This is a genomic window from Aureimonas phyllosphaerae, assembly GCF_047943035.1.
Taxonomy (GTDB): domain Bacteria; phylum Pseudomonadota; class Alphaproteobacteria; order Rhizobiales; family Rhizobiaceae; genus Aureimonas; species Aureimonas phyllosphaerae.
Genome location: NZ_CP181348.1, coordinates 4,496,096 through 4,508,987, shown reverse-complemented (window position 1 = coordinate 4,508,987; position 12,892 = coordinate 4,496,096). Strand labels below are relative to the sequence as shown.

9 protein-coding genes and 1 riboswitch are annotated in these 12,892 nt (G+C 69.0%); of the genes, 5 read left to right on the top strand and 4 right to left on the bottom strand.

The window, feature by feature from the left end:
* Positions 1–69 precede the first annotated feature (69 nt).
* The 5 genes from ACLNGM_RS21640 (at position 70) to ACLNGM_RS21620 (ending at position 8,289) form a co-directional block, all read left to right on the top strand.
* Positions 70–1,848 (top strand): TniQ family protein, encoded by a 1,779-nt coding sequence (locus tag ACLNGM_RS21640; protein WP_416358517.1) that lies wholly within the window; start codon positions 70–72, stop codon positions 1,846–1,848.
* Between the two features lie 219 nt (positions 1,849–2,067).
* On the top strand, positions 2,068–4,416 hold the full coding sequence (locus ACLNGM_RS21635) for a transposase (RefSeq protein WP_416356522.1): 2,349 nt from the start codon (positions 2,068–2,070) through the stop codon (positions 4,414–4,416).
* 544 nt (positions 4,417–4,960) lie between these two features.
* Positions 4,961–5,237, top strand: a riboswitch (cobalamin riboswitch).
* A gap of 204 nt (positions 5,238–5,441) precedes the next feature.
* Positions 5,442–6,461 (top strand): ABC transporter substrate-binding protein, encoded by a 1,020-nt coding sequence (locus tag ACLNGM_RS21630; RefSeq protein WP_416356521.1) that lies wholly within the window; start codon positions 5,442–5,444, stop codon positions 6,459–6,461.
* Positions 6,458–7,504, top strand: a complete 1,047-nt coding sequence (locus ACLNGM_RS21625) for a FecCD family ABC transporter permease (RefSeq protein ID WP_416356520.1) — start codon at positions 6,458–6,460, stop codon at positions 7,502–7,504. Before ACLNGM_RS21630 ends, ACLNGM_RS21625 begins: the two co-directional genes overlap by 4 nt.
* Positions 7,501–8,289, top strand: a complete 789-nt coding sequence (locus tag ACLNGM_RS21620) for an ABC transporter ATP-binding protein (protein WP_416356519.1) — start codon at positions 7,501–7,503, stop codon at positions 8,287–8,289. Before ACLNGM_RS21625 ends, ACLNGM_RS21620 begins: the two co-directional genes overlap by 4 nt.
* A gap of 208 nt (positions 8,290–8,497) precedes the next feature.
* Here the strand turns inward: ACLNGM_RS21620 and efeO (ACLNGM_RS21615) are convergent, their stop codons facing one another.
* From efeO (ACLNGM_RS21615) to efeU, 4 genes are read right to left on the bottom strand one after another with little or no spacing between them, the layout of a single operon-like run.
* Positions 8,498–9,319 carry an iron uptake system protein EfeO gene (efeO, locus tag ACLNGM_RS21615; RefSeq protein ID WP_416356518.1) on the bottom strand — a complete coding sequence of 274 codons (822 nt, stop codon included), beginning with the start codon at positions 9,317–9,319 and terminating at the stop codon, positions 8,498–8,500.
* Between the two features lie 16 nt (positions 9,320–9,335).
* Positions 9,336–10,637, bottom strand: a complete 1,302-nt coding sequence (gene efeB, locus ACLNGM_RS21610) for an iron uptake transporter deferrochelatase/peroxidase subunit (protein ID WP_416356517.1) — start codon at positions 10,635–10,637, stop codon at positions 9,336–9,338.
* On the bottom strand, positions 10,634–11,824 hold the full coding sequence (gene efeO, locus ACLNGM_RS21605; RefSeq protein ID WP_416356516.1) for an iron uptake system protein EfeO: 1,191 nt from the start codon (positions 11,822–11,824) through the stop codon (positions 10,634–10,636). The genes efeB and efeO (ACLNGM_RS21605) overlap by 4 nt, the downstream gene beginning before the upstream one ends.
* Before the next feature lie 10 nt (positions 11,825–11,834).
* The gene (gene efeU, locus ACLNGM_RS21600) at positions 11,835–12,680 is read right to left on the bottom strand and encodes an iron uptake transporter permease EfeU (RefSeq protein WP_416356515.1); all 846 of its coding nucleotides are present in this window, start codon (positions 12,678–12,680) and stop codon (positions 11,835–11,837) included.
* Positions 12,681–12,892 lie beyond the last annotated feature (212 nt).

Genomic DNA, 12,892 nt, shown 5'->3' with positions numbered 1-12,892 from the left:
GCTCCGGCGCCCATCCGTCGGTTCGCGCTGCGTGTCCCGCTTGCACCGGACGAGCCCTCCTACGGCTTGATGGCACGTCTCGCCTGGCGCCACGGGCGCTTGGACGTCAGGGGGTTTGCCTCGTCCTGCGGGCTGCCGCTGAGGTCACTGCTCGCCGGCGGGGGCGTATCCAACCTCGCGTCCGCCGCCTTGGTGGATGATGAGGTGCTCCGGTTCTCGACGCCGGCCCACGACATCCGTCGGCGCATCGTGAAACTGCGCGGGGAGACCCTTCGCACGATCGACCACTCGGTGGCGTCGCGGCGCTGGTGTCCGGCCTGCCTTTCGGAAGACCTCGACCTGTCGTCGTCAGGGGCTGCGATGGCCCGTCACCGCTTCTGGTGGGACGTGGCCGCCATCGAGACATGTCCGCGTCACGGCTGCCGTATCGAACATGCCTGCCGTCGGTGTGGCGCCCGGGCGAATTGGGACCATGCGCCGTTGCACTCCTGTCGGTGCGGCGCGAAGCTGAACGGGGAGGGGCGCCCGCAGCCCGTCGGGGCATTCTCCCGCTACCTCCACGATCGGCTCCTCGGTTTGCCGCGCCACGCCTCGCCGAACGTGGACGACTTGGTGGTCGCCGAACTCATTCCCCTTGCCCGGCTCTTGGGGCTCGTCGAGTGTGCGGACTGGCACGCCCGTTGGCCGGATGCGGGAACCGAAGCGGACGGCGACCTCCGGGACGCGGGAATGGCCTGCCTGGAAGGTTGGCCCCACTCCTTCCGTGAGGTGCTCGACCGAAAGGCGGCTCTTGATCGGGGCGGCAAGCGTTCGGGAGGTGTGCTTGCGACCTACGGCTGGGTCTACGAGCAGTTCGTGTCTACCTATCCCGACGGACCCGTCGGCGACCGCCTTCGCTCCGAACTTCGGCGCCATGCCGTCGCCAACGGCGTGATGGCCGACGGAGAGGCCATGCTTGGGAAAAAGGTGGCCCGGGGTCTCACCCTCGTCGGCGCTTCGAGGGCGATCGGGAGCGACGTCGCCCGGACGAGGAGCCTGCTGGTCGCAGCGGGCCGCATGCCGCGCGGGTCGAGACGGGGCGTGTCGAGTACCGTCGACCCCGCGGCCGTCACGGCGCTCGCCTCGGATCGGCGCCGCAGGATCGGCGTCGCCACGGCCGCACAGCGACTGGGGATCGGTCGTCCGCAGGTCCGCTCGCTGGTCTCCTCCGGCGTCCTCGACGGCTGCCTGCTCGGCGAAGGGAACGGAAAGAAGGTCTTCGACGGCGAGAGGCTGGACGGCTTCGTCGAGAGGATCCTACGCGACGTGGGGGAGGCCGAGGAAGGAAGCGGCCTGGTGCGGCTCGCCGGCGCCACGCGGTCGGCAAGGACAGACACCACGGCGCTCGTCGCCGAACTGGCGGCCGGGCGCCTCCGTCCCGCGGCTCGGCTACCCGGTGGACGAGGTCTCGGCGCATGCCTTCTGCGGGAGAGCGATCTCGTCCCGCGTGCGGCTGAGGACACGGAGACGCTGAACCTCCAGCAGTTCGCGGGAGCCATCGAGATGCATCCGGAGGCGGTGTCGACGATGCTGCGCGAGGGGATGATCTCGGCGAGGCGCGCCGGAGCGTCGTGGATGATACCGCGGTCCGAGGTCGCGCGCTTCGAGGAACGGTTCGTCACGGGGGCAAAGCTCGCCGTCCGCCAGGAACTGGCGCCCAGGGCGCTCATCAACCGTCTCGCGAGGGTCGGCGTGCATCCGGTGATCGGTCCGCCCGCCTGCCGCCAGGTCGTCTACCTTCGCGGCGCCGGTGACGCGCAACTGTCCGGCAGGCGGCCAGCCATGCGATCGAGCCGATCGGGCCGCTAGCGTCGGGGGCAGGGCAACTTGGTCGGGGGTTGACGCAATGCGTCGGCGCCCCTCGGCGCGCCAACGACGCAATTCGCAGGAATTCGTGAGGGATCGCGGAACCGGGTTCGAGAGCTTCAAAAGGACTCAGGTTGCCGAAGGCGGTGTTCTGGCATCCGATCCTAACGCGATCTTATTGCACCGTCGCCGAAGCTCGGCCGATTCCTGTCGGAAACGGTCATGCCAGACAATCTCGCGCTGCTTCCCCTTCGAGTCCGGCCACGGATCGGCGAGACGCCGCTGAGCCTGCTGGGCCGCCTGGCCTCGCGTCGGGGGGCCGACGATCCGGCGCGGTTCGCCCGCTCGGTGGGCCTCGATCCCGTTGCCGTGTCGCGGGGCCATCATACCGCGGAACTGTCGATCCTCTCCGGCCTGCCGGAAGCGGGCATCGCGGAATGGTCCGTCGACCAGGTGTCCGAATCCACCGTCGTGCTGGCGGGCGAGACCCTTCGGATGAAGTCCGAGTGGTGCTGCATGGATTTTGCCGAGGCGGGTCGGCGCTACTGCGCCGAATGCCTTGAGGAGGACGCGTCGGACGGGGAGGGCGGACCGCCAGAGCAGCGTGCGTATGTCCGTGCATGGTGGGACCTGCGCTTCGTCCGCGCCTGCTCGCGACATCGAATCCTTCTGGAGACGCGCTGTCCGCGGCCCCAATGCCGGGCGATCGTGAAGCATTCGCATGTCCCGTCACATCGCTGCATGGTCTGCCGCGCGCCGTTCGCCGCCAAGACACGGACGGCATTGTCCGAGGGGGACATGGCTGCCGAGGCTTACGTCCAGGGACGCCTGGGCATCCGCGAGCGCATGTCCGTGCCATTCCTGGACCAGATGAGCCTGCATCAGGCGGACGAGACGATGTGGCGGCTGGGCATCGTTGCGGAGATGGGCACCGAGCGCGTGAACCGCTTCGTGGAGACGTTGGCGCCTGCGGACTTCTGTCGGCTGGCTTCCCGAGGGTTTGCCGTCTGCCTCGAAGGAAAGCAGGGAGTCGAGCGCCTCCTCCAGAGCCTCTTCGACCGATCGGCTGGTTCCATCAACGGCCCCACGAAGTCGTACGGCATGCTGTTCAAATGGCTCGACACTCCCCGATATGACGACAACACGCCCAAGCACGTCGAGACCCTCAGGGGGATCGTGCGGACCCATGCGATGTCCGAAATTCCGATGATGACGACGGACACGCTCTTCCGCGAGGACTGCACCAGCAGCCGCTACGTGTCCATCAAGTCCGCGTCGCTCGCGGCTGGGACACAGTACCGAACATTCGTCAGGCGGGCACTGGACGCCGGGATGATCACAGAGCGAGACGTCTCGCTCGGTAGATTCCTCCGTGGCGACATACCAAAGATAACGTCGATCCGCACGGACCGCCTTCCTATGGGAAAAGTCAGCAAGCGGTTGGGAGTTACGAAGAAGCACCTGAACAGGATCTTCGAACTCGAAATGCTACCGGTTGTCATCGGGCCTCCACCAGCGGAACATAGGTACGTGAGGGTCGAGGACGTCGAGCGCTTCGCAAGCCTCGTACGCTTGGACGCTCCGCTCGTCACGGTGAACGAGCGCGATCACTTGCGTCTGTTCGCGGGTGAGGTCGATACCTGGCTCGCCCTGCAGGCAATCGTCGGCGGCACCCTCGTACCGCTCGGAGCATCGAGGGTTGGCGACCTCAAGTCGGTCGTCTTGGATCGAAGCGATCTGGAGAAAGGCGACTACCTCAAGCTCCCAAAGGAGCTGCGCGAGAAGAGACGTCAAACGCAAATGCGAACTCAGCGCGCGAGGGAGATCGAGAGCAAGCCGAAGCTTCTCAGCTCACACGCGACCACAAACCGACTCGGGACGGCCTGGGCAAGCTTGATCGGTCTCGTCCAGGGAGGGCTTCTTCAAAGCGCGTCAGACGGTAAGCGCATCAAGTCGGGGTTTCTGGAGAAGGATGTCGACGAGTTCGCGGCACGTTACGTCCTCTCTAACCGTCTGAGGTCGGAGTACGGGATGCCCTGGAGCGAAAGCCTGCGGTCCGATCTCGAGGCTCGTGGTTGCCTGGTGCATGCCGTCGCCGGATTTGCCGACCTGTTCGTGGTCCAGCGCGGCGATGTCCAGAGGGTCCTGTCGGATGGCCTTGTCGACCGGGTGCCTTCTGGAAGTCCGGACGCCGGGAAGTCCACCGCTTACGATGACATGGGGGACGAGGAATGGTCCGTCATCTCCCCCCTTCTGCCGACCGCGGTTCAGGGCTACGCCCGCTTGAACGACCGGCGCACCGTCGACGGCATCCTGTGGCACTTGAGGACCGGTCTGCCTTGGTCCGATCTCCCCGACAGGTATGGCCCTCATTCCACGGTCCGTGCCCGCCTGACGAAATGGGACCGCGCCGGAGTTTGGAACGGAGTGCTCGCTGCGATGGCCGCCGCTCTGGCAGACCGATTCCTTCCAATAGAACGGCCCGGAGTTCTGATGTGGGGCGGCGTTCGGACGGGAAGCCGGTCTGACCTGAGGGTCGTCGCGTGGTGGACGCCTCCGGCTCGTGGATAGCCGGTGGGTCGTTTGGGCGGCGTCGCGGACGTGCGGCGAATGTCGTCGATCGAACGTCGGGGCCGCTCGTCGTGGCATGCGGCGTTGCCTCGGGCCGGCTGTATTTCCCATCGCCACTGGTTGTCAGTTTGGTCCCGATGAATGGACGGCGACAGGGTCGTTGAAGGCCTGCTCGTACGATCCCCTGGGATCTGGCGAGCGGCCTCATTGGACACTGCTAGAACACGCTGCGGGATTTATGGGTCGGAAGACTACGTCAATGCGGGATTTATGGGGTGGCTCTGCGGGACTTATGGGTCGAAGTTGCCACTAACCTATTGATTAATGCGTTTGCTCTGCGGGATTTATGGGGGCGCCGACACGAGAACGAGGAGGCGCCATATCCTCGGCGCGGGTGGCCTCGGCGTCGGTTCGTCGCCGGTCTGCCGTTCCCAGCGGCTATTGGGGCTGTGCCTCGTTCGCATCGAGTATCTCCGTCATCCCGACCGCGTGGCGGTATCGAACTTCTCCACCTCCCATGCCGTTGACGCTGCCGACGTGCGCCGCGTAAGCAGGCTTCGACGGTTTCCCCGCGGCGACGAGCCCGGGGGATTAAAAGGGAACACGGTGAGGACGACCCAATCGGGGCCGAAACCGTGGCTGCCCCCGCAACTGTAAGCGGATGCCGATCATCCCCGCGCTGGTCCTCGGACGGGCGCGGCGGGCCGCCGGGTCGCCCCGGCGCCATGCCACTGCGAAGCGCCCACGGGCCGAAGCGGGAAGGCAGATGATCGGTGCGACCTCCGCGAGCCAGGAGACCTGCCGTCAGCGATAGATCCATGACGTTCGGGCGGGGATGCCCGGAAAGGATGCCCATGACGGCTCACCCTCGGCGCGTTCGCGCCCACACTCCCCCTTTCTGCTTCCGCCCGCGAGCGTCCGCGCGCCGCTGAGGCGCCGCGCTCGTCCCGTTCTCCCATCCGGGCGACCCAGGCCGCACGCCGCGGCATGGCGAAGCCGCGCCCATTCCCATCAGGAACCCGTCGATGACATCCTACCGCTGCCCCGCCGCCCTTGGCCTCCTCGCTGTCGTCCTCTCCGCAGGCTCGGCCATCGCCGCCCCGACGCAGTATCCGCTGGAGTTGGAGAACTGCGGCCGCACGCTACGCTTCGAGAAGGCACCCTCGCGCGTGGTCTCGATCGGCCAGTCCACCACCGAGATCCTCTATCTCCTCGGCCTCGCTGACCGCGTTGCCGGGACGGCCGTCTGGGTCGGTCCCGTCCTGCCGGGGTACGAAGAAGCGAACGCGACGGTGAAGCGCCTTGCCGACAACGACCCGAGCTTCGAGAGCGTCGTCGCCGAGCGGCCGGACCTCGTGACAACCCAGTTCGAATGGCAGGTGGGTCCGCAGGGCGTGGTCGCGACGCCCGAGCAGTTCGAGGAACTCGGCATTCCCGTCTACACCTCGCCCGCCGACTGCAAGGGCAAGGACAACTCGGGCGGCGGCGACGGCACCCGCACGGCGCGCTTCACCATGGACCTCGTCTACCAGGAGGTCGAGGACCTCGCCCGCATCTTCGACGTCCAGGACAAGGGCGCCGAACTCGTCACTGAGCTGAAGGCGCGCGAGACTACGGCCAAGGCGAAGATTGCCGGCCTGAAGCAGGGCACCTCGGCGGTGTTCTGGTTCTCCTCCGCCGAACTCGACATCGACCCTTACGTCGCCGGGCAGGGCGGCGCGCCGGGCTACATCATGTCCCTCCTCGGGGTGCGGAACGTCATCGACAGCCAGGAGGAGTGGCCGACGGTCGGCTGGGAGACGATCGCCCGCGCCAACCCGACGGTGATCGTGGCGGGTGAGATGGACCGTCGCCGCTTTCCGGCCGACGACATCGTGGTGAAGCTCCAGTTCCTGAAGACCGACCCGGTCGCCAGCCTGATGCCCGCGGTGAGGGACGGCCGCGTCGTCGAGATGGACGCGCAGACGATGAACCCGACGATCCGCACCATCGATGGCATCGAGGTGCTGGCCGACGCCCTCGCGAAGGCCGGCCTCGCCCGGTGAGCCGAGCCGCCGCCCATTCGGCACGCGCCGCCGGCTTCGCGCTCGGTGCGCTCGCGCTCCTCCTCGCTGCTCTCCTGTTCGGGGCGGCGGTGGGGGAGACGCGCATCCCGTTCGACACGGTGGCGAAGACGCTCGCCAACCGCCTCTGGCACGGCGGCCACGTCCTCGACCCGATCGACGAGGGCATCGTCTGGAACTACCGCCTGTCACGCGCGGTGGTAGCAAGCGCATGCGGCGCGGCGCTCGCCGTCTCCGGGGCCGTCCTCCAGTCTCTGCTGCGCAATCCGCTGGCGGACCCCTACCTTCTCGGAATCTCGGCCGGTGCCTCGTCGGGGGCGGTGGCGGTCGCAATCCTTGGGCTCGGCGGCGGCCTCCTGTCCTTGCCGCTCGGCGCGCTCGCAGGGGCGCTCCTTGCCTTCGCGCTCGTGTCGGGGCTCGCGCTTCTGGCGGGCCGCGGGCCGGCGGCGATCATCCTCGCCGGGATCGCGGGATCGCAGCTCTTCAACGCGCTGACCTCGTTCGTGGTCACCAAGTCGGCCACCGCCGACCAGGCGCGGGGCATCATGTTCTGGCTCCTTGGCAACCTGTCGGGCGTGCGCTGGCCGGACGCGGCGCTCGCCGTTCCCGTGGCGCTCACCGGCCTCGCCGTCTGTCTCCTCCATGCTCGGTCGCTCGACGCCTTCGCCTTCGGCACCGCCTCGGCCGCCGCGCTCGGCATACCCGTTCGCCGGGTGCGGGCGGTGCTGATCGGGGCGACCGCGCTGATGACGGCGGTCATGGTCTCGATCGTCGGCTCGATCGGCTTCGTGGGCCTCGTCATCCCGCACGCCGCGCGGCTCGTCGTCGGCGTGCGCCACGGCGCGCTCCTGCCCGCCAGCGCCTTGATCGGCGCCGTTTTCATGATCGCCGCCGACGTCCTGTCGCGCACAGCCATCCCCGGCCAGGTCCTGCCGATTGGGGTGATGACGGCGCTCGTCGGTGCGCCGGCCTTCGCGCTGATCCTCATCCACCGTCCGGTCGCGAACGGGGCGGGAGGGCGATGAGGCTGGCGGCAAACGACCTGACATTCCGCGCAGGCGGGCGTGCGATCGTCGACGGCGTGTCGCTGGAGGCGCGGCCCGGCGAATTCCTCGCCCTCGTCGGCCCCAACGGATCGGGCAAGACGACGCTGATCGCGATGCTGGCGGGTCTGAAACGCCCGCATGGCGGAGCGGCGACGCTGGACGGGCGATCGGTCGCACGGATGCCGCGTCGTGATCTCGCGCGCGTCCTCGCCCTCGTCGAACAGCAGGCCGAGACGACGGAGCGGCTCACCGCGCGCCAGGCAGTGGAGCTTGGGCGCGCGCCCCATCTCGGCGCGCTGTCGCCCTGGGGGACACGCGACGACGCGATCGTCGCCGACGCGCTCGAGGCCGTCGACATGGCGCCCTTGGGCGACCGTCTCTGGCACTCGCTGTCGGGCGGCGAGCGGCAGCGGCTCCACATCGCCCGCGCGCTTGCGCAGGAGCCGAAGGTGCTCGTCCTCGACGAGCCGACCAACCACCTCGACGTCGAGCACCAGCTCGGCCTCCTCGCGCTGGTGCGGCGGCGCGGCGGCACCGTGCTCGCCGCGCTCCATGACCTCAACCACGCCGCCATGTTCGCCGACCGGATCGCGGTGATGGAGGGCGGTCGGCTCGCCGCCGCGGGCCTGCCGTCGGACGTGCTGACGCCCGAGCTGATCGGCGCCGTCTTCAAGGTGGCCGCCAGCGTCGAGATCGGAGCGGACGGCCGTCCCTTCATCCGCTTCGCCCCGCCCGCCATGCCGCGATGCGACGGATGGGCTTGAAGACGCCTCCCATCCTTGACCGGCCGGATGCGAAGCGCGCCCGGTCGCACGGGTTGCTTCGAGCCACCTTCGATCCGCAATCCACTCGGTCTGTCGCGTGCCTCCGAGGGCGTTGTGCTGACGATCGGGGACGAAGCCGGCGGAGACGAAAACGGCCGCCCTGGAGGTGTCCAACCTCCGGTGCGGCCGTTGCTCGGTATGGCGCGGGTCAGTTCAGGCCGAGCTTGCCGCGCAGCGTGGAGAGGTCCTCGGCCAGCGTGTTGACGTTGGCGGCGAGAACGCGGCGGTCCGCGTCGGTGAGCTTTTCGTAATGAGTGTAGCCGTCGCCCTCGCGGTACTTGTCGAGCGTCGTGTCGACGATGCCGAAGCTCTTGTTGACCTTGGCGACGAAGGGGGCGTCCTGCGTCTCGATCAGCGGCTGGACGAGGTCGAAGATCTTGCGCGAGCCGTCGAAATTGCCGCGGAAGTCCCAAAGGTCGGTGCCGCTGTAGCGGTCCTCCTCGCCCGAGATCTTGGTCGCGGCGACCTCTTCCATCAGCGCGGCCGCGCCGCCGACGACCTTCTCGGGCGGCAGGGCGAGGTCGGCGATGCGCTGCTCGAGATCGGTGACGTCGGCCATCAGCCGGTCGGCGAAGGGCGCGAGGCCCTCGGTCGAGTTCTTCGCGAAGAGGCCGTATTCCAGGCGGTGGAAGCCGGTGAACCCCTCGTCCTCCTCGCGCTTCTCGTGGTCGTCGGCGCGCGAATCGATCGACGCGTCGAGGTCGGAGAACAGCTCGGCGATCGGCTCGACCGCCTCGTAGCTCATGCGGGTCGGCGCAAACAGCGCCTTGGCACGCGCCACGTCGCCTGCCTTGATGGCGTCGGTGAAGGCCTTCGTGTCGGTCACCAGCGTTTCCAGCTTGTCCGAGACGTAGAGCTTGTACTCGGCCACCGGCTGGACGAGATCGAGCGGCGACACCTCGGCAAGCGTCGGCGTCGCGCCGCACAGGAGGGCGGCCGCAAGGGCGAGGGCGGGCGTCTTACGGGTCATCAAGGGGTCTCCGTCGTCAGGCTTTCAGGTCGGATGCCGCCCGGAGCAGGGGGCGGCCGAGGAAATCGTCCTCGTCCCGCACGCCGGGCAGGGTGAAGAAGTAGCCGCCGCCGACGGGCTTGATGTATTCCTCCAGCGGCTCGCCATCGAGGCGGCGCTGGACGGCGATGAAGCCCTCGTCGAGGTCGGCCTGGTAGGCGATGAACAGGAGGCCCTGGTCGAGCTGGCCGTTCCGGGTGATGCCGTTCGAATAGTTGAACGGGCGTCGCAGGATGCGGCTCTTCTCGGTGTCCGCCCGGCGCGGATTGGCAAGCCGGATATGGGCGTCCAACGGCGTGATCGTACCGTCCGGGTCGGATGCGAAGTCCGGCACGTCGGCTTCCGTGCCGGGATGGCCAAGCGGCGCGCCGTTCGGCTTCTGCCGGCCGATGATCGCCTCCTGCTCGCTGAGCGGCGTGCGGTCCCAGCGCTCCACGAAATTGCGGATGATGCGCACGGCCTGATAGGTGCCTGCCTCTGCCCAGGCCGGCTCGTCGGCTCCCGTGCCCACCCAGACGAGCGCGTCCATCAGGCTCGCATCGCGCGAATCCGGGTTGGCCGAGCCGTCGCGGAAGCCGAGGAAGTTGCGGGCGCTTTCCTCGCGCCCGTCCGGGCTTGGCGGCAGGATCGGCACCGAGCCCTCCTGCTTCCAGCGGATCACGAGAAGGTCGGGCAGCGTCTTGATGATGTCGCGCAGCGCGTGGATCGTCGCGTCGGGCGTGTTGGCGCAAATCTGGATCGACAGGTCGCCGTGGCACAGCGCCGGGTCGAGCGCGTCGTTGGGAAACCGCGTCATGCGCTGGAGGCATCGCGGCCGCAGCGGCCGCAGCCACGGGCGGTCCTCGAAGAAGCTGTGCCCGAGCGACAGGGTCATCGTCAGGTTGTCGGGCGCGATCACGGGGCCGAGGATGCCGGAATCGGCGGGCGGAAGTTTCGGGTCGAGTTCCGGCACCGGGCCGCCCGCCATCAGGAAGCGGAAGCGCTCGGTGAGCGTGCGAAACAGGCGCTCGACCTCGTCCGGCGTCTCAGCCAGCGTGTCGAAGGCGACCACCATGCCGGCTGCCGGACGGGGCGTGACGATGCCGCTCTGATGCGGGCCGTGGAACGGCTGGCTCCGGCGTGCCGCCTCGCTGTGCGGTGCGTCGGCGACCTCGGCCTCCGACGCGCGCGCAGCGCCGATGCCGGCAATCGAGGCGGCGGCTCCCCCGGCAAGGCCCCTCAGCAGGCGGCGCCGGTCGGTGACGAAGGCGGGGCAGCCGCCCTTGCCGGCGTCGCTCATGCGTCGTCCTGCCCGAGGCCGATGGCACCACCAAGGGTTTCGATCGCCTCCGCAAGGGCCCGCGCATCCGTCGCCAGCTTGGCAAGCGCCGCCGCCGGCACGGCGTCGAAGGAGGGCGCGGCACCCGTGCCGGCGATCGCCGCGACATCGGTCTTCAACGTTTGGAGTTGCGCTTCCACGGCGCCGAAGGGCGCGGGGGCCGCATCCACCGCGACGGGCTTCAGGAGCGCTGCGATCTTCTCGACGCCCGCGACGCGGGCCGCGATATCGGCGACATCGGTGCGGGCGTAGACGTTCTCGCCGCCGCCGTCCGTGGTGTCGGCCAGCGAGCGCAACGCGCGCGCGGCGCCGTCGGTCATGTCGGCAGGGCCGGTCTTCAGGGCGCGCAGCCGCTCGCGCAGGGCGCCGACGTCGGCAACGAGTTGCTTCGACACCGGTTCGAGGCCAGCGAGCGAGTTCTTGGCGAACAGGCCGTATTCCAGGCGGTGGAAGCCGGTGAAGCCTCCGTCCGCCTCGCGCGCGGCCAGATAGGCGGCGACGGGATCGATCCGGTCGGCGAGATCCCCGATCCGTTCCGCCACCGGCGCGATGCGCTCGAAGGGCGCGCGCGCCTGCGAATAAAGCTCGCGAGCCTTGGCGAGATCGCCGGCCTGCACCGCCGCGTCGAGCGCTGCCACGGCGCGCTGGAGGTCGCGCGCCTGCATCTGCGTGAAGACCTGATACTCGGCGAGCGGCCCCACGAAGGCGACGAGGCGCGGTGCCTCGACTGGTGCGCCGTTCCCGGACGGCAGGACCACGAGGCGCCCGCGCGGGTTGGACAGGAGGCCGCAGGTGATCGCGTATTCGCCGGGCTTCAGGCGTGCGCCGAGCGTCTGCGACAGGCCGGGCGCGATGTTCTCGCGCTCCTCCACCACCATCACGCCGTCGAGGATCTCCCATTCCACGGCGCGCTCGGTCTCGTTGACGATCCGGAAGCTCACGCGACCGGCCGTAACCGTCAGGGCGTTCGGCTGGCAGGCGTCGCCGCGCAGCGTCACCGTCACGGCGTCGCCGCCGGGCGCCCGGCGGGCGGCCACCTGCGAGGCATAGGCGAAGGCCCCGAGGCCCGCGACCATCAGGCCGGCGGACGCGACGGCTCCCCAGCGAAGGGCGCGGCGAGAGGCGGGGGCGGGGGAAACGGCGGTCATCGGACTGACCTCAGCGCAGCGCGGCGGCGGGGCGGGCGGACGCCTGCACGGGCACCCCGGCCGGGCGGAGGAACAGCCGCAACGCGACAGCGAGATAGGCGACGTAGGCCAGAAGCTCGCCCACATTGGGATCGGCCATGTAGCCGAAGAGACCCGACAGGACGCTGCCGAGCGCGCTGTCGACCGGCAGGACGGGCGTCAGGTCGAAGACCGTCGTCTGCAGCGCGTTCCAGATGCCGGCCTCGTGGAGATGGCGCAGGGAGCCCGCGAGGAGACCGGCCGCGACCACGAGGATGAAGACGCCGGTCCAGCGGAAGAAGCGCGAGAGATCGAGGCGTACGCCGCCGGCATAGATGGCGTAACCAAGAAGGGCGGAGACGACGACGCCGAGAAGTGCGCCGAGCGGAGCCGAGGCGCCGGGGCTCTGCTGGAAGAGGGCGAGAAGGAAGAAGACCGACTCGAGGCCTTCGCGCGCGACGGCGAAGAACACGAGGCCGACGAGCGCCAGCCCTTGCGCGCGCGTGCCGCCGAGCGCCTGTTCGATCGAGCCCTGGAGTTCGGTCTTGAGCGAACGCGCCGCCTTGCGCATCCACAGCACCATCGAGGTGAGGATCGCGACGGCGACGAAACCGACGACAGCCTCGAAAAGCTCCTGCGTGCGCTGGGGGAACTCCGCGCTCGCCAGCTGCAGCCCGGCCCCGACGAACAGCGACAGCGCGACGGCAAGGAAGATGCCCGACCAGACCGCCGGCATCCAGGCGCCGCGGCCGCTGCGCGAAATGTAGCCGGCGACGATGCCGACGATCAGGGCGGCCTCCAGCCCCTCGCGGAGCATGATGAGGAACGGGACGAGCATGGTCGGACCCCAGCGGTGTTCGATGAATGCGCCGGGCCTCGCCCGATGGCTCCCCATAATCCTTCACGAAAAAGTCAGCAAATGTTTTGTTTTGGAATTGTTCCAGCCTAACCCCTGCCGCACAACGGTTTGCGGGGTGTCGTCCCATCGGCGCGGGCCGCCGATCGAGCCTGGGAAGACCGGCGACGGCGATGCCTCGCCACGGCCGGTCA